General features: G+C 63.8%; 18 protein-coding genes. 13 read left to right on the forward strand and 5 right to left on the reverse strand.

Annotated features, from left to right (window positions below):
* Window positions 1–94: 94 nt before the first annotated feature.
* A complete protein-coding gene (locus RWH45_RS10570; RefSeq protein WP_315994862.1) occupies window positions 95–562 on the reverse strand; it encodes a RidA family protein in 468 nt (155 codons plus the stop codon).
* Window positions 559–777, reverse strand: coding sequence for a Sp36 family protein (sp36, locus tag RWH45_RS10575; protein ID WP_108317699.1), 219 nt, complete (start codon window positions 775–777; stop codon window positions 559–561). Before sp36 ends, RWH45_RS10570 begins: the two co-directional genes overlap by 4 nt.
* A 117-nt stretch (window positions 778–894) precedes the next feature.
* Here sp36 and RWH45_RS10580 point away from each other — a divergent pair, with 117 nt between their 5' ends.
* Genes RWH45_RS10580 through RWH45_RS10590 form a run of 3 tightly spaced genes read left to right on the forward strand, consistent with a single transcriptional unit; the run spans window position 895 to window position 5,879 of the window.
* Complete coding sequence (locus RWH45_RS10580) at window positions 895–3,597, forward strand: transglycosylase domain-containing protein (RefSeq protein ID WP_315994863.1); 2,703 nt, start codon at window positions 895–897, stop codon at window positions 3,595–3,597.
* 11 nt (window positions 3,598–3,608) lie between these two features.
* Window positions 3,609–4,517: a metallophosphoesterase gene (locus RWH45_RS10585; protein WP_315995266.1), complete on the forward strand. Its 909-nt coding sequence runs from the start codon at window positions 3,609–3,611 to the stop codon at window positions 4,515–4,517.
* A gap of 51 nt (window positions 4,518–4,568) precedes the next feature.
* Window positions 4,569–5,879 (forward strand): recombinase family protein, encoded by a 1,311-nt coding sequence (locus RWH45_RS10590; protein ID WP_315994864.1) that lies wholly within the window; start codon window positions 4,569–4,571, stop codon window positions 5,877–5,879.
* Window positions 5,880–5,922: 43 nt separating this feature from the next.
* On the opposite strand, the gene RWH45_RS10595 is transcribed toward RWH45_RS10590, so the two are convergent.
* The 3 genes from RWH45_RS10595 to RWH45_RS10605 form a co-directional block, all read right to left on the reverse strand.
* Window positions 5,923–6,135 (reverse strand): hypothetical protein, encoded by a 213-nt coding sequence (locus RWH45_RS10595; protein ID WP_315994865.1) that lies wholly within the window; start codon window positions 6,133–6,135, stop codon window positions 5,923–5,925.
* Window positions 6,136–6,254: 119 nt separating this feature from the next.
* On the reverse strand, window positions 6,255–6,476 hold the full coding sequence (locus tag RWH45_RS10600; RefSeq protein ID WP_315994866.1) for a hypothetical protein: 222 nt from the start codon (window positions 6,474–6,476) through the stop codon (window positions 6,255–6,257).
* On the reverse strand, window positions 6,473–7,759 hold the full coding sequence (locus RWH45_RS10605) for a DNA primase family protein (protein ID WP_315994867.1): 1,287 nt from the start codon (window positions 7,757–7,759) through the stop codon (window positions 6,473–6,475). Before RWH45_RS10605 ends, RWH45_RS10600 begins: the two co-directional genes overlap by 4 nt.
* Window positions 7,760–9,918: 2,159 nt before the next feature.
* Here RWH45_RS10605 and RWH45_RS10610 point away from each other — a divergent pair.
* From RWH45_RS10610 to RWH45_RS10655, 10 genes are all read left to right on the forward strand, one after another.
* On the forward strand, window positions 9,919–11,406 hold the full coding sequence (locus tag RWH45_RS10610; RefSeq protein WP_315994868.1) for a hypothetical protein: 1,488 nt from the start codon (window positions 9,919–9,921) through the stop codon (window positions 11,404–11,406).
* A gap of 188 nt (window positions 11,407–11,594) precedes the next feature.
* Window positions 11,595–12,599: a phage portal protein gene (locus tag RWH45_RS10615; protein ID WP_315994869.1), complete on the forward strand. Its 1,005-nt coding sequence runs from the start codon at window positions 11,595–11,597 to the stop codon at window positions 12,597–12,599.
* Window positions 12,600–12,601: 2 nt separating this feature from the next.
* On the forward strand, window positions 12,602–14,248 hold the full coding sequence (locus RWH45_RS10620; RefSeq protein WP_315994870.1) for a phage major capsid protein: 1,647 nt from the start codon (window positions 12,602–12,604) through the stop codon (window positions 14,246–14,248).
* A 19-nt stretch (window positions 14,249–14,267) separates the two neighbouring features.
* Entirely contained in the window at window positions 14,268–14,597 is a 330-nt protein-coding gene (locus tag RWH45_RS10625; protein ID WP_315994871.1) for a hypothetical protein, read from the forward strand.
* Entirely contained in the window at window positions 14,579–14,965 is a 387-nt protein-coding gene (locus RWH45_RS10630) for a hypothetical protein (protein WP_315994872.1), read from the forward strand. The genes RWH45_RS10625 and RWH45_RS10630 overlap by 19 nt, the downstream gene beginning before the upstream one ends.
* A gap of 3 nt (window positions 14,966–14,968) precedes the next feature.
* Window positions 14,969–15,382: a hypothetical protein gene (locus RWH45_RS10635; RefSeq protein WP_315994873.1), complete on the forward strand. Its 414-nt coding sequence runs from the start codon at window positions 14,969–14,971 to the stop codon at window positions 15,380–15,382.
* A 4-nt stretch (window positions 15,383–15,386) separates the two neighbouring features.
* A complete protein-coding gene (locus RWH45_RS10640; protein WP_315994874.1) occupies window positions 15,387–15,896 on the forward strand; it encodes a hypothetical protein in 510 nt (169 codons plus the stop codon).
* A complete protein-coding gene (locus RWH45_RS10645) occupies window positions 15,896–17,140 on the forward strand; it encodes a hypothetical protein (protein ID WP_315994875.1) in 1,245 nt (414 codons plus the stop codon). Before RWH45_RS10640 ends, RWH45_RS10645 begins: the two co-directional genes overlap by 1 nt.
* Window positions 17,140–17,508, forward strand: coding sequence for a hypothetical protein (locus tag RWH45_RS10650; RefSeq protein ID WP_315994876.1), 369 nt, complete (start codon window positions 17,140–17,142; stop codon window positions 17,506–17,508). Before RWH45_RS10645 ends, RWH45_RS10650 begins: the two co-directional genes overlap by 1 nt.
* Window positions 17,505–19,877, forward strand: a complete 2,373-nt coding sequence (locus RWH45_RS10655; RefSeq protein ID WP_315994877.1) for a hypothetical protein — start codon at window positions 17,505–17,507, stop codon at window positions 19,875–19,877. The genes RWH45_RS10650 and RWH45_RS10655 overlap by 4 nt, the downstream gene beginning before the upstream one ends.
* Window position 19,878: the final 1 nt, after the last annotated feature.

A 19,878-nucleotide genomic window follows, 5' to 3' on the forward strand; every position in this document is an offset into this window, starting at 1 on the left:
GGTGCCGGACCCGCCTCGCCGCACCGAAGCGGCCGCAGGAACGCCGGAGGGCCGTGGACGTCATCCGCGTCCACGGCCCTCCACGATCACGTCGTCAGGCGACGGTGAAGATCACCTCGACCTCGACCGGGCTGTCCAGCGGCAACACGGGCACGCCGACGGCCGATCGCGCGTGCGCGCCGGTCTCGCCGAACACCTCGCCGAGGAACTCGCTCGCTCCGTTGATGACTCCCGGCTGCCCGGTGAAGTCGGGGACGGATGCCACGAACCCGGTCAGCTTCAGGACGCCGGTGAGGTTGTCGACACCGCCGACGAGGGCTGCCGCGGCCGCGATGGCATTGAGCGCGCACTGTCGGGCGTGGCCCTTGGCATCCATCGGGGTCACCAGACCCTCGGATTCGCCGACCTTGCCGGTCGCCGGCAGCGCGCCCTGCACCATGGGCAGCTGACCCGAGGTGTAGACGAGGTCGCCGTAGCGCTTCGCGGGGATGTACGACGCCACCGGCGGGACGACCGAAGGGACCTCGACGCCCAGAGCGGCCAACCGCTGGCTGACGCTCACTGCTGCCCCTCGAACTGACGCGCTGCCGCCTCGGCGGCACCCAGACCGGCGTTGGCGCTTCCGCCGCCGACGGGGCGCTTGAAGTAGGCGACGAGACCGCCCTCGGGGCCGGTCACCACCTGCACGAGCTCCCAGCCCTGCTTGCCCCAGTTGTTCAGGATCGCGGCGGTGTTGTGGATCAGCAGCGGCGTGGTGAGGTATTCCCACGTGGTCATGTGACGGCTCCCCGGCGGTCGCCGCGCGCGTGGATCTCGCGCGCGGAATCGGATACGTGCGCGCGCGAGCGCACGCCTTCGAGGCATCGCCCAGCAACGTCGCTTAGCATCAACCCTATGCCCGAGAACAAACGAACGGCTAGCGGTGCCCTCGGCGGCATCGTCGGCCTCGTCGGCCTGAGCGCGGTCGCCGGACTCCTCGTCACCGCCGCCGTGACGCCGGCCATCGCCGTCTCCGGCGCGGCCGCGTCGAGCGCGATCACGATCTTCGACAAGATGCCGAGCTACCTGCAGCCCGACGAGCTCATGCAGCCGACGACGCTGATGGCCGGCGACCAGGTGCTGGCGAAGTTCTTCGACCAGAACCGCTCCCCCGTCACCTTCGACCAGGTCAACCCCGTCATGTACGACGCGATCCTGTCGTCGGAAGACCCCCGCTACTACCAGCACGGCGGTGTCGACCTCATCGGAACGACGCGTGCCCTGCTCAGCAACGCCTCGGGCGGCGAGACCCAGGGCGGATCCTCGATCAGCCAGCAGTACGTGAAGAACGTGCTGGTCCAGCGCTGCGAGCGCGACGCGAAGGCCGTCGAGGCGACCGACACCACGCCCGCCATGACGCGCGACGAGGCCCTGCAGAAGTGCGCTCTCGAGGCGATCCAGTCCGACGGCGCCGCGGGCTACCAGCGCAAGCTCCAGGAGATGCGCTACGCCGTGCAGCTCGAGAAGGAGTACACGAAGGACCAGATCCTTCTGGGCTACCTCAACATCGCCAACTTCGGCGGTGTCACCTACGGCATCGACGCCGCGGCCAAGCGCTACTTCAACGTCCCGGCCTCGCAGCTGAACGTCGGGCAGGCCGCGGTGCTCGCGGGCATGGTGCAGAACCCCAACCGGTTCCGCATCGACATCCCCGAGGGCTCGATCAACGACGGTACGACCGCGTGGAACAAGGCGCCCGACGGGTCGATCGACGACGTCGACCAGGGCACGATTCAGGCGCTGTACACGCTCCGCGACAACGGCGAGATCACGCAGGAGCAGCTCGTCAACGCCGCCGACGGCTACAGCGAGACGAAGGGCCGTCAGCTCTACGTGCTCAGCCGCATGGAGGCGGACGGCAAGATCACGCACGAGCAGTACGTGCAGTTCGCGATCGAGCCGATCACCCCGCAGATCACCTCGACCGACCAGGGCTGCGTCGTCTCCGCTGCGCCCTACTTCTGCCAGTACGTCGTCGCGACGATCCTCAACGACCCCGCCTTCGGAACCGAGACCGACGATCGCGTGCGGGCTCTCCGTCAGGACGGTCTGACCATCCAGACCACCCTCGACTGGCGAGTTCAGGACGCCGCGCAGCAGGCGATGAACGACAACGCGCCCGCCATGTACGCCAACATGGACTTCGGTTCGACGGCGGTCAGCCTCGAGGCCGGCACCGGCCGCGTCCTCGCGATCGCGCAGAACACGAAGTTCACCCAGGACCCGGCCCAGGCCGAAGCCGACCCGTCGTACAACTCGATCGTGTTCGCCGGCGACAGCACCTATGGCGGCTCCGACGGCTTCAACGCCGGCTCGACGTTCAAGTTGTTCACCCTGGTCGATTGGGTCGAGAAGGGGCACTCGCTCAACGAGAACCTCAACGGTCGTCTGGGCCCCGTGCCGAACATGACGAACTCGTGCACCGGCGACTGGATCAACTTCAACAAGAAGGACATCATCCAGAACTTCGGGAACAATCAGGGATACGTGGGTACACCGCTTCGCTTCACGCGGGACTCGCTCAACACCGGATACCTCGCGATGGCCTCCGAGCTCGACCTCTGCGACATCGCCAAGACGGCGAAGAAGCTCGGCGTCACGCGCGGCAACGGCACCGACATCGACATGGCGGTCGCGAACAACGTCATCGGCAACGACCCGGTGTCGCCTCTCGCGATGGCGGGTGCCTACGCCACGGTCGCCAACGGCGGCACGCACTGCCAGCCCAAGGTGATCGACAAGGTCACCGACAGCGACGGCGCCGAGCGGAAGGCCCCTGTGCGCGAGTGCTCGCCCGCCCTCACTTCCGACGTCGCCGCCTCGGTCGGCTACGCCCTGCAGGGTGTCATGGCCAGTGGCGGTACGGGCTCCTCGGCGAACCCGTACGACGGCACCCCCGTGCTCGGCAAGACGGGTACGCACGAGGGCTGGAACACCTGGATGATCGAGTCGTCGACCAAGGTCACCACGGCGGTCTGGGTCGGCAACTGGCGCGGTATCGAGACGCTGTTCGGAAAGTACTGGAACGGACAGCAGCTCTCCGACATGCGCTACTCGATCGCCCGGGCGGCCCAGAGCGCGGCCGACGAGTTCTACGGCGGCGACCGCTTCCCCGACCCGCCCTCGAACGCCCTGCGCACGCAGCAGCGCGATCTGCCGAACGTCGTGGGTCAGTCCATCGACAGCGCTCGCTCGACGCTCGAGAACGCGGGCTTCCGCGTCTCGGTCGGCGACCCGGTGGACGCCGATTTCGGTAACGACCGTGTCGCGGCGCAGAACCCCGGCGGCGGATCCGCCCCGGCCGGTTCCGTGATCACGCTCAGCCCCGGCAACGGCCAGGGCGGAACCGTGCCCGACGTGGCCGGCCAACCGGTGAGTTCCGCCCGCGCGGCGATGCTCTCGGCGGGCTACGGCACCGTCTCCATCGGTTCGTGCTCGAAGGACGAGAAGGCGCCCGCAGAGGGACAGGTCGTCTCGACCAACCCCGCCGGCGGCTCCTCCGCGAACAAGAGCACCAACATCGCCCTCACGATCGTCGCCAAGGACTGCCCCTCGTGACCGGTCCGGTGATGAAGGCCGCCCTCGCGCCCCTCGGGGTCGCGGGGGCGGCCGCCGTCGGGGCAGCCGTGTGGGGAATGGGTGTCGAGCGGTACCTCTTCACGGTGCGCTACCACGCCCTGCGCGTGCTCCCCAAGGGTGCGGAGCCGCTCCGCATCCTGCACGTGTCCGACGCGCACATGGCGCCGTGGCAGCATCGCAAGCAGGAGTGGATGGCACGACTCGCGGAGCTCTCGCCCGATCTCGTCGTCAACACCGGCGACAACCTCGGACACCGCGACGGTCTGACCGGTATCCGCGCGGCCCTCGCCCCTCTCCGCGGTGTCGCGGGCCTTGTCGTGCACGGCTCGAACGACTTCCAGGAGCCCGCTCCTCGCAATCCGCTCCGTTACTTCCTGGGCCCCTCGGGCAACCTCCCCGCCCACAAGCACCTCGACGTCGACGCCCTCGATCAGTTCTTCACCGACGATCTCGGCTGGAGCATTCTGGATGACACCGCGGTGTCGGTCGAGGTGAAGGGCCTGCGGGTCACCGCCTTCGGCGTGAACGATGCCCACCGGAAGTGGGACAAGCCCGAGCTCATCCCGCCGGTGCTGGCAGCGCTTCCCGCCGCCGACCTCACGCTGGGGGTCATGCACGCTCCCTATCGCCGAACCCTGGACACCTTCGTCGAGTTCGGCGCCGACGTGCTGTTGGCCGGGCACACGCACGGCGGTCAGGTGAGGATCCCCTTCAGCAGCAAGGCCCTCGTCTCCAACTGCGATCTCCCCCTCGATCAGGCGCGCGGTCTGAGCGAGTGGACCGCGGCGGGGCGTACCGTCCCGCTCAACGTCAGCGCCGGCCTCGGGCACTCGATCTACGCCCCGGTGCGCTTCGCCTGCCGCCCGGAGGCGAGCCTGCTCACGCTGCTGCCGCGCTGACCTTTCCTCCCCACCCGGAGAAGGGATCGATCCGTCCGCATAATGTCAGTTATGACAACGTGCGCGATCTACGTCCGTCAGTCGATGGACAAGGCAACCGGGATTGACCGTCAGCTTGTCCGCTGCCGCGCCCTAGCCGCCTCGCGCGGTTGGGACGTGGTGGCGGAGTTTGAAGACAACGCCGTCAGCGCTTACAAGACCCGCGGAAGCGGTAGCGCCTGGTCAAAGCTTCTGGCCTCCGACGCTGAGGTCATCGTGAGCGTCAACCTTGACCGCCTCCTACGTGGACAGGCGGACCTCCTGACCATCATTGTCACCGGTAAGACCGTCGCAACGGTGGAGGGTGACCTGGACCTGACCACGGCTGACGGACGGTTCCGCGCGGAGCTTCTGACCTCGCTCGCAACCTTCGAAACCAACCGCAAGCGTGAGCGGCATATCCGAGCCAATGAGTCCCGCGTAGCCTCAGGGCTCCCCGTCCCCGGTAAGCGCCGGTACGGCTTTGAACCCGGCAACGTGGTGGAGCGCGAGGCCGAGGCTGACGTGATCCGCAAGGCGTATGCCGACCTTCTCGCTGGGCGCAGCCTTCGAAGCATCGCAGCCGAGTGGGGACGCCCGCCCGCCCGCGTTCGAACGGTCCTCATCAATCCCTCGTATGCCGGTTGGGTACAGCGCCGCGGGCAACTCTTCGAGGCCGCGCCTGAGGTCGCACGCATCGTGGATCGGGAGACTTGGCAAGCCGCGCAAGACCTCCTCATGGATGAGTCCCGCCGCGTCGGTCCCGGCCCCAAGCCCCGGCACCTCCTGACCACCATCGCCCGGTGTGAGTGCGGCGAGCGGATGCACTCCGCATCGCGCTACTACAAGTGCGCAACCGGTGAACCGCATTCGACCATCGACCGCGTGACACTGGATAACTACGTGAAGGCGCGCCTTGCGATCATCCTCACCGAGGACGCCGGAACGCCCGCCGTGGGAGAGGTCGGGCCGCTGGCCTCGCGCCTCCGAGAGCTTGAAGACGAGAGAAGTCGGTGGACCACCGTAGCCGCGTTGCCAGGTGCGGATATGGCCCAGGCGACGCGAGAGCTTGCCCGCATCGCCAGCGAGGCGGAGAAGGCTTCACGAGAACTCGGGACGGCTCGCGTAGCCGGTCACCACGCCGCGCTGATCGATGACGTTATGGCGGCGATCCAAGAGACGCTAGCTCGGGGTGAGGATGAGGACGGAATCCTGGACCTCGACCTGGGCGAGTTCACGCACTACTTTGACGCCCTGGACCTGGACCTACGGCGCGGGCTCGTTGAGAGCAAGGTGACGGTCACGGTCGCTCACGGAGGGAAGGTCACCGTAGCCGCCCGCTGATACGACAGAGGCCCCCGCTCATAGCGAACGGGGGCCTTTTGGTTTAGCCGTAGATGCTGTCGTAACACCGTCCTGCAATGACGGCCTTGTCATATACCGAGGCCTCATAGACGCCACCCGCGGTGACGCACTGACGGTAGTTCGATTCCTTCACGTCGGCAGAGAGGTTGTTGGTTACCACCACGACGATGACCACCGCCGCGATGACGAGCGCGGCCATAACGGAGGTCAGAATGATGGCAAGCCGCTTAGTCATGCTGAACCTTAACATCACGCAGCGCCGCTAGGTCTGCCTCAACCTTCTCGATCCGTTCGGCTAGGTCTTCGCGGTATCGGCGGTGCGCCTCTACGAAGGCGGCTGTGGCTTGTTCTAGATCAGTCATCGCCCGCAGCCTCCCAAACTCCGAACTCACCGGCAGGAGGTGGCGGAAGGTGTTCCTTCCCCCGCGTTCCGGGGTGGTGTCCATCGAGGACTTCGAACATGGCATCCACCGGCAAGAACATAGACCCGATCAGGTAGGCCTTCTGGTGCGCGTTCATGGTCCTGTCAGCCAGCGTGGCGTTCACCACGTCATTGAAGTTGCTAGGCAAGATCATGCGGGCACCGTCCCCGGTGCATACACGTCGATGCCGAGGACATAGCGCTGGGAGTTAGACGCGCGGAACTCGTACCCCAACGCCTTCAGTGACTTGTAGAAGTCACCGGCGCTCTTGCCGTACTTGTACCCGTTCTGCTCACTCCAGGTCATGTAGCGCGCGTGCACCGTGGTTCGGTTGGCGCGCAGTGACTCATTGCCACGGTCCACACTCAGCATCGGATCATTGGCCAGCCAGAAGCGCAGCGGGTCACTGTCCGTCTCGAACTCTTCGCGGGCCTCACGCGCCGATCCCGACACGTCGAACTCTCCCCGCCCGTGCAATTCACGGAGGGCGTTCATTGCCAGGTTGAAAATGCCGGATAACTCCGCGTGCAGGATCGACTCATCGAACTTCTGAGTACGGTCCAGCTTTCGCATGAATGGCAGGATCACCCAACGGCGGAAGTAAGCGCCGGTATCGTTCGCGCTCTGCCAGGTCTTGTTAGCCGAGAAGATCATCTTGGCGAACGGACGGAACTCAAAGCCGTCACGGTACTTGCGTTCTGCCGTGAAGGTGTCACCGCCCGTGATGGACAGGAACAGGCTCGATTCCTTCATGTAGCTGGCGTCGATGTCACCCAAGATGTTGGCTTGCTTGCCGAACAGGGAAGCCGGGGCGAACCGGTTTTCCGTGAGCGCTCGAAGGCTCTGGCTGGTGATGTTCTCACGGCCTAGGAGCGCTTCGAGGATACGAAGGTCCGTGCTCTTGCCCGTGCCTTCTGGGCCGTGTAGAAGGAACGCCTTCTGGAGCGGGTTGCCGGTCATCAGCATGTAGCCCTTGGCCTCCAGCACAAGGTCCACAGCATCCCACTCGATGACTTCATTTAGCCACTTGGTATACGCGGGGCAGGTAGCCGCAGCGTCGAACTCGATGGGTAGCTGGATAGTGGAACGGTAGCTGGGATCATGCGGGTGCAGCGTCTTGGTCTGCCAGTTGTACATGCCGTTTTGCAGGTTGATCCAGGGGTGCCACTCCCCCGGCTTAGGGCCGTCATCGAGGACCGGCAACCCAAAGGCGTTCAGTACGTCCTCAACGCTCTTCACCTGGGAGTTGCGGTAGCGGTCCCCGAGACGGGTGACCATGCGGCGGGTGACCTCACCAGGGGCGGGACGGAACACGCCGCCCTCATAGAGCCAGATGTCGCCGTCAGGGCCGATAGCGAGGCCCTTGGCGATCTTGCGTGCCAGCTTGTTCACCAGGAGTCCGGTCTTCGGATCGAAGAAATCATCCGGCGTGCTCACTGGGTCACCTCCGCAGAGGTGTTGACCTGGATGATTGCTGGGTTACGGCGTCCCAGAGCTTGCCAGGTCAGTAGTTCGATGGATTCACCCTGAGGGTCAGCCTCAGGGCCGGTTAGTCGATCAGACATTATTGCTTTCCTAAAAGAGAGGGGCCACCCTGCAACCCGGACCGTGACGAACAGGGAGTGTGACCCCGGATCATGGTTCACGGTCTTAGTCCGGGTTTGTCCGGGGCGATTAGCGGCCTTAGCGGATAACCGCCCCGGTGAATCCATTATGACAGAATTCCAACCCTAGGTGTTGACGGTATACAAGGGTTAGAGGGCCTTATGTCAAGTGCTTATCCTATTTACCCTGTGAGTTGTCAACCGCAATTCCCCGGAATTCCGCATAAGAGGTTGTGGATAACTTCTTTCCTGAGAGTTTCCTGAGAGAGAGGTAGGTGCACTGATGCACTGGGGGTGAACTGGCCGAGTTCCCTACTCCCGACTGGGATAGTGCACCAGTGCACCCTTTTCTTAAAATATAAATATATAAGGATAGGGGCTATATAGGAGGTTTTGCCTGAACTCATGCACTACCTGCACTGACAAACCCCCGCCTACCCGGAGAGCGTTACTTGATCTTACGCGTCTCTATTCCGGGAGCGGGGGTCTGTATTCGTAGCGAGCCTATTCGCGCTTAGCGCCCCCGGCTAGGGGTCTTCATGTACACAGCAAATTTGTACAATGATCGATCACTCTTCAACAGAGATACACTGGAATGTGGTCTAACAAAAAGCAGTAAACTAATTGTACGCGCAACGGTTGTTGCGCACCTCTATTCTACCGGTTAGCGCGCATTCTGTCACCTTCTCTAATACAAAGTCATTGGTTCCGAATTGTGGGATAATAGGTGTATCCGCTAAACGGCGCACACTTCAACCCGAGGATTACCAGATGTTTAACGAGTACTACCCCACAGCCGAGGCTCTGGTGCGCAAGCACGCAAAGCCAGGAACGCCCAGAACTGTAATCGAAGCCGCGGCACACGATATCGCGCAACGTATGATGAATGCCGCAGTGAAAGAACTTTCGCGGGCGGTCAGAGACGATCTTCCTTACGAACTTCGATGAATGCGCATAGAGCCGAGCGGGAGGGAGTCCCGCGATATAGTCAACACCCCCTAGGCCAGGTTGACGTTTGGGTTGATTGGTCAGGGTATACAGCCGTAATGGTCTGTGCGCTTTGTGGCGCTACTGAGTTCGCCGGAATGGACACACCTTCCGGATTCAGCGCGGCGTTCGCTCACCGTCGAACACACTCCGAGCTAGACCACATCAAGACATACCCGCACCTTCGCAAGCCGCTATGCGGTTGGGGCTATTCGCAATGGGGCGAAGGCCTAGGTGAAACGTGCGACCTCTTGCCTAAGTCTGGGGATTACTGCGCCAAGCACACTGTCCGTGTTGAGGCGCTACTAGAGCGCGGCACATGCACCGTTGACGGTTGCTGGATAGTCCAGATGGAACGCCAGCACCTATGCCACGTACACGCGCGAGCGTGGGCAAAGACGCACGGCTACATGTTCGAAGCGCTGGGCAAAAACGGATCGGTGGTGATCCCGTGAGCGCCATTCACCGCACGTCAGAGTGGGCCACCTTCACCCGTAAGGCACGCCCGATCATTGAGGCCACGCTGCCCGCACCGTGCATCAACCCGGATGCCAAGTGCCCGGGCCTTGTCGCGCCTGGAGACAAGTGGGACGTGGGGCACATCGTGAGCCACCACCTCGACCCACTCCAGCCACTCACCGTGTCAGGCGTGGGACCGGCGCACCGATCCTGCAACCGCCGAGCCGGTGCACGCGAGGGCAGGGCCAAGCAGATCAAGGCCAAGCGAGAAGACCAGAAGCTACCGCCCGCGGACTCCGAGTGGATGACCGGGCGACGAGAGGACCAACCATGACAGACATCAAGTGCCGGTGCGGCACAAGCAAGCGCGCGAATGTGACAGGCAAGTACATGGAGTGTCCTCACTGTGACCGTGTGTGCAATCCCCGCGAAAGAAGCGAGTGGTGCAGCGCGTGCGACAGGGCGAGGAGGGCCGTCCTTTGACACATCGTCATCACCAGCCTAAAGGCAACAAACGAAACCCCTCCCCGACCCAAGGCACCCCCGATGCTCACTGACCTACTGGCTGAGGAGGCTTGGATTGCCCTGCGCGATCAGGCCCTGACTCCGCAGATCGTGACCGATCTAGCCACGACCGAGCAGACCCGGCGTGAACTCATCGAGGGCGCGCAGATGCTGGGCCTTACTGAGTTGCTGTCACACCAACTCCTAGCCGCGGACATGCTGAACGCCGGTCACGAAATCAACGCGATCATGTTTCCCCGTCAGAGCGCCAAGACAGAGACGATGATTGCCGTTGTCCTGGGCCGGTGCCAGGAGCGCCCGAAGTACAACGCCGCGTTCTCCCTCACGACCATGGCCGCTAAGACCTCAGAGGTGTTTGACGACCGTGTGATGTTCAAGCTGGAGACGGCCTACCCTGACCCGGATACGCGCCCCTTCAAGGTGTACCGAGGCAAGGGAAGTGAGCACGTCCGCTGGCCCAACGGCTCGAAGTTCAGCGCCAAGACGCCGAGGGGTGCCGCATTCCGCGGTAGCTCCTATGACCTTGTGTGGCTCGATGAGGCGGGCGAGGCAACCCCCGACCAGGGCGCAGACCTCAACGGTGGCATCCTGCCGACCTTCGACACCCGTGACGGTGGACAGCTTGTGTACACCGGGACGGCAGGTAAGTACCGCAAGGGTCTACTCCTATGGGACGGACTCCAGAACCCCGACGCCGGAAAGCTGGCGTACTACTTCCCCGATGACCTCACCGAGGACAACCTGGCCGCGTGGGAACCGACCCCCGAGCACCCCTACGCCAAGGTCCGCCAACTCATCGAAGTCACGCACCCCGGCGTCCACTCCGGGCTCACGAAGCTGGAGACGGTACGCCGACGCTCAGAAGCGCTGACGGACCGCGCTCAATTCGGACGCGAGTACGGCGGCATCTTCGGGGCGGTTGGTGAGGGCACTACCGCCGTCAGCCCCTCGGCGTGGGGACCGGCAATGCGCGCGGGAGTTCCCGCACTGCCGAGCCGTCTGGCAATTGCCGCGTGCTCGAATTGGGGCGGGTCCAACGCCGCCATTGTCGCCGCGTGGCGGGATGAGAGCGGGCGAGCATACGGCTACGTCCTGGATCACCGACCCGGCACGTCATGGCTGGGAATTGCCGCAGCCGAGTTTGCCGTAAATCTCGATGTCCCGGTGGTCTGGGACACCGCGTCATCCGACGTGCGCGCTGAGGTGCACGTTATGCGGCGCATGAATCCCGCGCCTCGAATTGCGGACCGTGGCTTCAAGGAAGTAACCAGCGCAGCCGCCACCCTCATTGCGGATATCAACAACGGAAATGCGGTGCACTTCGACCAGCCCGCGATGAACGCAGCCGCAAAGACCGCCGTCCGACGCTCAACCGGTGCCTCTAGCTGGGCGTTGGGACCTGGCAAAGAGAAGGACGCGGATATCTCCGCGCTAACCGCCTGGGCGTTGGCGCTTGAGTATTACGACGCAAATCCGCATTACGAGATGGTTGGCCCGATCATGGGTTGACCTCCTGTATCACAATTGCGACCAATGGGATAATAGATGTAACAGTACATGCATCTACTATCGAGGTCATTTTGGCGGGAATTCTTTCTCGGGTCTTTTTCGGACCGGGCGGTGGCAATTCTGTACTTGCCGCCGCCTCCGGCCATTCCATCGTCCCGGAATCTCCCTGGGCTCTCGATGCACCTAACGTGCACGCCATTGTCGCTGCCGACATTTGGGGCACGGATTATCAGCCGGTTACTCGCTCCCAGGCGATGCAGGTTGCACCTATCAAGCGTGGCCGCTCGATCATTGTCGGTTCGCTATCAGACCTCCCCCTGGAATCCGGCGCGTGGAGCGGTGAGACATTCGTCCCTGCTAACCGTCAGCCAACGTGGATGACGCAGACCGCGGGCACACAGACCGTGTGGCACCGCATGGCGCACACCCTCGATGACCTGATCTTCTACGGGTGGTCTCTCTGGGCCGTTGAGCGCAGCACCGACACCGGCGCAATCCTCGATGCCTTCCGCGTCACTTATGACCGCTGGGCGTTCGATGAGCACTCCCCTATCGGTGTGACCATCGACGGACGCCCGGTCACAGACCCCGGCTCCGTCATCCTCTTTGCCGGTCCCGATGAGGGCCTGCTGTCCGCGGGCTCAGAGACGATCCGCGGCGCTCGCGCGATGGAACGCGCATGGGTCGGACGTGTTGAGTCACCCATCCCCGCCATGGTCCTCCAGGAGGTCAACTCCGGTGGTGGCTCCGCGATCAGCAAGGAACAGGCTGAGGCGTACGTGGCCGCATGGCGCGCCGCCCGCACCGCCCCCGGTGGTGCCGTTGGCTTCCTGCCCGCGAACCTCAGCATGAACGTCTACGGCGAGACCAACGCCGACCTCTTCACCGAGGGCCGCAACAACATTCGCCTGGACGTTGCCAACTTCCTCAACCTTCCGGCGTCGGTATTGGACGGCTCGACGGCTACCGCCTCGCTGACCTACTCGACAGCTCAGGGCGAGTTCTCGCAGCTCAATAGCTGGCTGGAGTACTGGCTTGCGCCTATCGAGGCGCGCCTGTCCCAGGACGACGTGACGCCGCACGGTCAGACCGTCCGCTTCGACCGCGCGGGACTGAATGTCGCCGCCTCCCCCGCCGCTGCCCCGACCCTCTCCGAGGGCGCTACGCAGCCTCAGGAACTCACTCAGGACTGACCATGACTGACACCACCTCCGCATCCGTGCAGCCTCTTGTTGAGAATGATTCCACCTCTCAGGTGGGACGATTCTCGTTCGATGCTGAGTCCCGCACCCTGCGTGGCAACCTCCTGCCGCTGGGCGTGAACTCGCGTCCTTCGATGTCGGGTCACGTCGGACACTTCACCGCCGAGACGCTGAACCTTCCGCGTGATCCGTCCGTTGTGACGCTGAACCGCTCGCACGCGCAGCACGATCCCGTGGGCCGCGCCACGCTCCTGGAGGTCCGCTCCGAGCCGGCCCCTCACCTGTATGCCGAGTTCACCCTGGGTGACACCGACGAGGCAGACGAGTGGCTGACCACTCAGCGTGACTCCCTCTCCAAGCTCTCCCCGGAAGTGCTCTACGCCAGTGACGGCGTGCACGGACGCCTGACCGGTGCCGCTCTCGTCTCTGAGGGCGCATGGAAGGACGCGGCCCTCTTCGCCGTCGCTCCCGACCAGGCCCAGCCCGAGGACATGGCGGAACTCGCCGCCTACATCGAGACCGTCCGAGACCAGGCCCGCGCGGTCATCGAACAGGCCAACGCCGTTCTGGACGCACTCCCCACAGACACCCCGGCATCCGCCGAGGACACCGACCCTGACGCCGCCCCGGTGCAGGAATCCAACACACCAACAGAGGAAACAGAAGATATGTCTTCAATCGTTCCCGACGCACCGGGGGCAACCACTCCGGTAGTTCGAGATGACGCACGCGCAATGTTCGCAGCCGTCGCCAACCGTTCGTCCAACCCTGAGGCCCTTGCACCTTTCGCGGGCGCTGGTGCTCTCTTCGCTATCCAGAACGTGCAGGAGTCCGGTCCTTCCGGTCGCACGATCTACGCCGACACCGCCACCCCCGCAGCTATCGGTGAGCTTTGGGACAAGCAGGCTTACAGCCAGCGATTCCTACCGCTCGTTACACAGGCCAGCCTGACCGCTACGACCGTTCGCGGTTGGCGCTGGGTGTCCAAGCCTGAGGTGGGCGACTACGCCGGAAACCTCGCTGAGGTTCCGTCCAACGTTGTGGACACTGAGCCGGTTGAGACTTCCGCTCTCCGCCTTGCCGGTGGGCACAAGATCGACCGCAAGTTCTACGACTTCAATGACCAGAACGCCATTGAGTCCTACTTCCGCCTCCAGGCTGAGGACGTAGCCCGCAAGCTCGACGCCAAGGCTCTCGGCGCTATCCAGGCCGCAGCTACGGTGACCACTCCTGGCACCGTTCCTTCCGGTGTCGCTAAGGGTCTTGCCGCAATCGTGGACGGCGCTCTGGGTGTCATCGGCACCGAGAACCGCCCGAGCTTCGCCATTGTGAGCCCTGAGCTCTACCGTGACGTTCTCCTGACTTCTGACCAGGACAAGCTTGCGTTCCTTAACGCTGGCTTCGGTCTAGAGGAAGGTGACTTCGCGTCCTTCAAGATCGTTCCGGGCAACATCGGCGCGGGCAAGGTCATCGTTGGCGCTCGCGAGGCCGTCACCTTCTACACGCTGCCGGGTACCCCGATCCGCGTTGAAGGTCTTGACGTCCACCACGGTGGCGTTGACGTAGCCGTTTTCGCTTACTACGCCTCGATTGCCAACAACGCTGCCGCTATTCGTAGCGTCACTGTCGCCTCGGCGTAAGCGAAAAGGGGCGAACGTAATGGCTACCTGGCACACACCGCATTCAGCACGCGCGTTCTGGAAGGACGCCGCAGGCCTGAGTGACGAGACTGTCGCCGTCTATTTGACGGTGGCCGCTCAGGCGTGCCTTGCGTTCGCCCCTCTCCCTGACCTGGACCCGGAAGAGATTCCCGAAAATTACCGCCTGGCTCAGGTCATGCACGCTCGAAACATTCACAACGCGGTTCAAAACGGTGGCGGTGCACAACAGGACCAGGATACCGGATTCGTAATCATGGCCCCCGCACCTCTCGACTGGCACATTCGCCAGCTTCTCCGTCCCGTTACGGCATGGGGGGCTATCGCGTGAACGTCCGTCAGCAGGTAGCCGAGCACCTATCAGAGGTGTTCGCCGCAGATACCGACCTCCCAGAAATCTACGTGGTGGCTACAGAGCGTCAGCTTGACGATATCCACAAGCTCACCATTCAACTTCGCGGTACAAGCATTGGCCGACTGCCGCAAGCTCCGCTATCGCAGCGAGCTATCCGCATGAGCGCAATTGTCATCTCCGCACACGACGACCTAGATATGGCCGTCGATGAACTAGACGAGGTTGTCCCCCTCATCCTCGACAGCTTCGACACGTCCTTCCAGCATGAGGATGCCGAGCTAGTCCAGTACGGCACACACATGGCGTACACCATCCCCCTAACCGTAATTGCATCCAAGGAATAACCCATGGCAATTGTAAATGTGACCCCCATTGTTCTAAATGACATCGACCTAGTAATCGGTGCCGACAACTACGAAGTGTCTGTCTCCAAGGCGGAGCTTGTACCGACCATGCCCACTGTCACCTGGAAGGGCATGAGCCCTACCGCGGTGCAGCAGCTTGCCGGTGCAGCTACTTGGGTACTCAACATCGACTACGCCCAGGACCACGCCACGGCCTCCAGCCTGTCTCAGTACCTCCTGACCAACGCGGGCACGGTGAAGACCATCAAGCTGAAGCCCAAGAAGGGCACCGGCATGGCGACCTACACCATCGATGCGCTGATCGTTCCTGGCCCTATCGGTGGCTCTGTCGATCAGATTGCCACCGGTTCGGTTTCGCTGCCTTGCAACGGAGCACCTGTCCGCACGGTGGTCTAAGCCAATGCGAATCGACGTACTGAAGTCGCGCGAGCTTATGGCGACCATCTACGCGGTTCGCTCCGTCGATAAGACCCTCCAGAAGCAGATTCGACAGCAGACGAAAAGCGTTGCCGCCCCTGAGTGGACCAAAGCGCTTGCCGAGCGTGCCGACACTCGCCTAGAACACCGGGTGATTGTCGGCACGGCGGTAGTCACCGTGTCTAACCAGAACGTCCGCGTGCAAGCCGCTGGCAAGGGCCGTGCCCTTCGCGGTGGCCTCCAGCCGAAGCGCGATTACAACGCCGTTGAGTTCGGCGCGAACACCGGCAAGACGACCTACCAGCGCCGTAGCCAGAAGGGCGGCACGCACCGCGTCACCCGAATGGTCAACACCGGACTGAAGCCGCACGCCGGTAAGCGCGGATATGTCTTCTGGCCCGCCGCTCGAGAAATGGTCCCGCGCATGGGCCGCCTCTGGGTCCAAACCACCGTCCGCACCATCGCCAACGCCCTCGAAGGAAAGCAAGAGTAATGGCCCTCACACTCGACATCGCGGCTAACACCCGCCAGGCGCAAGCCCAGGTCAAAGACCTCGGCAAGGCGCTCGATGAGGTGTCCGACTCGCTCGACGATATGGCGAAGGACGCCGACCGTTCCGGCTCGAAGATCGAGCGAGAACTAGACAAGGTGGGCGACGCCGGTAAGGAAGCTGGCCGCGACATCGAGTCCGCTGGGGACAAGGTGGAACGCACCTTCGACAACATGGTGCGTGACGCCAAGAAGGCCGACCGTGCCGTCTCCGACGTAGGCGACAACGGTGGGCGCAGCCTCGGCAAGGTGAAGGACGGCGCCCAGGAAGTACAGCAGGAGTTCGGTCAGAACATGGCTGAGTCCGTGTCCAGCTTCCGTGGTGACCTCCAGGACCTGGGCCAGGTCGGACAGGACACCCTAGGTGGCCTTGCCGGAACGGTCGCGGGCATGGGTCCCGCAGGCCTCGCCGGGGCGTTCGCCCTTGCTGCCGGTGCTGTCGGTCTGGGTGCGCTGACCGCCGCTCAGGACGAAGCCAAAGAGAAGCAGGACGCTCTAAACGAATCCGCCGCCAAGTTCGCTGAGGGCTACCTGAACGGCATCAACGGTGCCATTGACGCCTCCCAGGTGTTCGCGGAAATCAACGCGATCAACACCGACCCCGAGCGCTATAAGCAGGCCGGTGAGAACGCCAAGAATTGGGGCGTTGACGTGAGCACCGCCATTCGCGCCATGGCTGGGGACGCCACCGCCCTCGGAACGATCGATGCCGCTCTGGACCGTCAGAAGGCCGCTATGGACGCCAACTCCGCGGGTGCGGACAACTACGCCCAGAGCATCGAAGCTGCCACCACAGGTCAGTCCACCGCGAACAGCACCTACCTGGCAGGACGTGACGCCCTCGACCAGCTAACCGGCGCGATGGACCAGGGCCGACAGCAGGCCGAGAACGCCCAGCGCGCCCTCTACGACTACGCCCAGACCGCGGGTGTGGCGACCGGTGAGACCGACGACCTAGGCAACTCCATCGTGCGTCTCCCTGGTGGCAAGGAAATCGTCATGAACGCCAACACCAAGCAAGCCAACGAGAACGTGGACGCCTTCGAGCAGAACGTCCAGAGCGTCCGCGACAAGACCACAACCGTGCACGCCGTCCTCGATGACTCCTCAGTCCGCCTCTACCGCCCGCCGACCATTCGCGTTCCCGCGCAGGTTGTCTTCAACAACGGAAGGGTGGCCCAGCAGTAATGCCTACCGTTATCACCGTTGGTGCCAGCACCATCGCACCGCAGCAGGTTATGAACATCACGTCTCAGCAGGAGTCGGGCACCATCGTGCACCCGATCCTGGGCCGCGCTTTCCCTGACATCACGCTTCGCCCTGCCGGGGTGCGTACCGGCACCATCACCATGGGTTTCGCCGGTCCCACCGCCGAGACCGACGCCGCCACCGCACGCGCGCTTCTCGCATCAGGCGTGGTGTTCACCATCGCGCCTGAGGAACGCACCTCCCTGTCCATGGCGTGCATCGTCTCGGGGCGTATCTCCCTCGACCTCGAAGACGTAACCCGGGACGCCTGGGTCCTCACCGTGGACTACCAGGAGGTAGGCCAGTGACCGTTTCCAAGTTCACCTATAGCGCCGCTGTCCTCGGCTCCCCCAACCGCCCTCTGTCGGTACGTGGGGCCAGCTTCTCCCTAGACGAAAGCGCCGCACCGCACGTCACCGCGCGCGTTGACATCGCCTCCCCCGGCACCTGGGGCACGACCGTTGAGGCGTATTCCGGGTGGACCGAGGTGCGCCGCAACTACGCCCAGAACCCTCAGTGGGTGAACGCCTCCCGACGTACCTCGACGGTGGCGGGTGCAACCGGCACGACCAGCCTTCAGACGACGGGTGGGCCGACCGCGGACATTCGCGGCTGGGCGCGCTACGTCATCACGACGGCCCCGACAGCATCCCCGATGAACTTCGGATTCTCGGGCTCCGGTGGCAACGCCGACCCGATCCAGCCGAACACGCTGTACACCTTCTCGGCGTACGGAATCACCGATTACGCGGGCCTGAGTTCGACGCGCATCGATGTCCGATGGTTCGACTCCACAGGCACGCAGATCACAAACGTTGTGGGGCCCTCCAGCAGCGCCTACACACCGGGCGTCTGGCACCGCCGCTCCAACACTCTGACCTCACCGGCAAACGCCGCCACCGTCCGCGTGGACTTCTGCTTTTCCGGGCCTACCGGCATCGCACCGGGCCAGTACATCGGTTGGTCTGGCGCGCTCATCGAGAAGACCGACGAGCTACGTCCCGCCTTCGACGGCACCACTACCAACACCACCCTCCAGCGCTACGTCTGGACCGGCCTAACCAACGCCTCCCCCTCGACGGTGGAGACGCGCACGGTCACGCAGCCGGGAGGTGTGCCGGTGTTCACACCCGACGCCGACACCCTCGCCGCCCTCGACACCCGTATGTCCCCGCCGCCTCGCGTTCGCTTCGAGGCGCGAAGCACTGACGCATCCGGGGCCGAGACGGTGCGCGCATTCAACCTGACCCTGCGCGAACGTCCCATCAGCTCACGGGACGGCACCCTCTCACTGTCCCTGGCATCCGATGAGGCCTTGCTTGCCGACTGGGCACCGCTGGCAGACGATGAGTCGCTGTTCACCCGTCAGTCCTCGCTTCGGTCCGTCGTCTCCTACGTCCTCGGCAAGGTCATCCCGGGCGCATCCTTCCCGTCTGGGCCGGATGCCCCCATGCCGGTCTACGCGGACGCCACCAACGAGATGGCAAACCCCTCCGCGATTGTGAACACGACCGGCTGGAACGCCACCAACTTGGTTGCCTTCTCCCGCTCCACCTCGCAGTCCTGGGCGGCGAACTCCGCCAAGACGGCCTTCAACCTGCGCGGCACGGCGAACACCGATAGCTACATCGATACGACCTTCGCAGCCTCCGGTATGTCGGGCCGGGTGTACCTGCTACGCGCCCGCCAGCGCACCGCGGGCATTGCCCTGCCGTCCGCCAACGCGGGACGCCTCCGTGTCTTCACCTCCAACAACGGTGGTGCGAGCTACCGCCCGCTGGCCGACGCCTACGGCACGACTGCCGCGAACACGACCGCCAACGTCACCATGCGCGTGGGCATCCCGGTAGGCACCACGCACGTCATCGTGCGCGCCTATCACGGCTTCAACAATGACCAGAGCGTCTACTGGTCGGACTTCCGCATGAGCGAGTACACAGGCGACCCCACCGACACCGGATACTTCGACGGCAACACCACGAACACCTCCAGCTACACCTACACCTGGGAGTCGGACGCGGGCCTGAGCGTCACCAAGCGCGTGGCCCTCATCGACCGCAACCCGGAATCGCTCCTGTGGAAGTCAGGCCAGAGCGCCCTAGAGTTCCTCATCCCGCTAGTCCAGTCCGCAGGGCTCCGTCTGGTGTGCTCCGAGACGCGCACCTGGAGTCTTCGAGCGGAGGATTACGCCGCCTCGGGTGCCCTCGCGATCCGCCACGGCGTCAACATGATCGACGCTGAGGACCGTATCTCCCGTGATGATGCCGAGTGGTTTGACGCCGCGGTGACCGTCTACCGCTGGACCGACCGCAACGGTGTGTCCCAGGAACGCCGAGACGCCTACGGCCCTACCGGCTACAGCCGCGTCAGAACGTTTGAGCGCACGACCCCTTATCCGGGTCCCGGATTCAGCGAATACGCCGTGAGGCGAGCGCAGGGCCGCGGACGTGAGGTCACGGCGACCGCGGTAGCCGACCTCCGAGCGAGCGCTGAACAGCCGATCACTGTCGTGCTCGACGGCGCACCGATTCAGACCGGCAAGACAAGCTCCGTCACCTTTGACTTCGACCGTGACGAGATGACCGTAACCACCCGAACAACAGACACCCCAGCCGGGGCTATTGACCTCGCTGTCGGCACCATCGCTCAGGCCGTCGGCACCATCGACGAGAACTAAG

This window comes from Microbacterium galbum, from assembly GCF_032464915.1.
Classification (GTDB): Bacteria; Actinomycetota; Actinomycetes; order Actinomycetales; family Microbacteriaceae; genus Microbacterium; species Microbacterium galbum.

Coding starts and splice junctions, on each gene's coding strand:
- RWH45_RS10640 (WP_315994874.1), top strand. CDS start 15,387: ATGCGAATCGACGTACTGAAGTCGCGCGAGCTTATGGCGACCATCTAC.
- RWH45_RS10585 (WP_315995266.1), top strand. CDS start 3,609: ATGAAGGCCGCCCTCGCGCCCCTCGGGGTCGCGGGGGCGGCCGCCGTC.
- RWH45_RS10590 (WP_315994864.1), top strand. CDS start 4,569: ATGACAACGTGCGCGATCTACGTCCGTCAGTCGATGGACAAGGCAACC.
- RWH45_RS10645 (WP_315994875.1), top strand. CDS start 15,896: ATGGCCCTCACACTCGACATCGCGGCTAACACCCGCCAGGCGCAAGCC.
- RWH45_RS10635 (WP_315994873.1), top strand. CDS start 14,969: ATGGCAATTGTAAATGTGACCCCCATTGTTCTAAATGACATCGACCTA.
- RWH45_RS10620 (WP_315994870.1), top strand. CDS start 12,602: ATGACTGACACCACCTCCGCATCCGTGCAGCCTCTTGTTGAGAATGAT.
- sp36 (WP_108317699.1), bottom strand. CDS start 777: ATGACCACGTGGGAATACCTCACCACGCCGCTGCTGATCCACAACACC.
- RWH45_RS10610 (WP_315994868.1), top strand. CDS start 9,919: ATGCTCACTGACCTACTGGCTGAGGAGGCTTGGATTGCCCTGCGCGAT.
- RWH45_RS10650 (WP_315994876.1), top strand. CDS start 17,140: ATGCCTACCGTTATCACCGTTGGTGCCAGCACCATCGCACCGCAGCAG.
- RWH45_RS10595 (WP_315994865.1), bottom strand. CDS start 6,135: ATGACTAAGCGGCTTGCCATCATTCTGACCTCCGTTATGGCCGCGCTC.
- RWH45_RS10630 (WP_315994872.1), top strand. CDS start 14,579: ATGGGGGGCTATCGCGTGAACGTCCGTCAGCAGGTAGCCGAGCACCTA.
- RWH45_RS10625 (WP_315994871.1), top strand. CDS start 14,268: ATGGCTACCTGGCACACACCGCATTCAGCACGCGCGTTCTGGAAGGAC.
- RWH45_RS10600 (WP_315994866.1), bottom strand. CDS start 6,476: ATGATCTTGCCTAGCAACTTCAATGACGTGGTGAACGCCACGCTGGCT.
- RWH45_RS10580 (WP_315994863.1), top strand. CDS start 895: ATGCCCGAGAACAAACGAACGGCTAGCGGTGCCCTCGGCGGCATCGTC.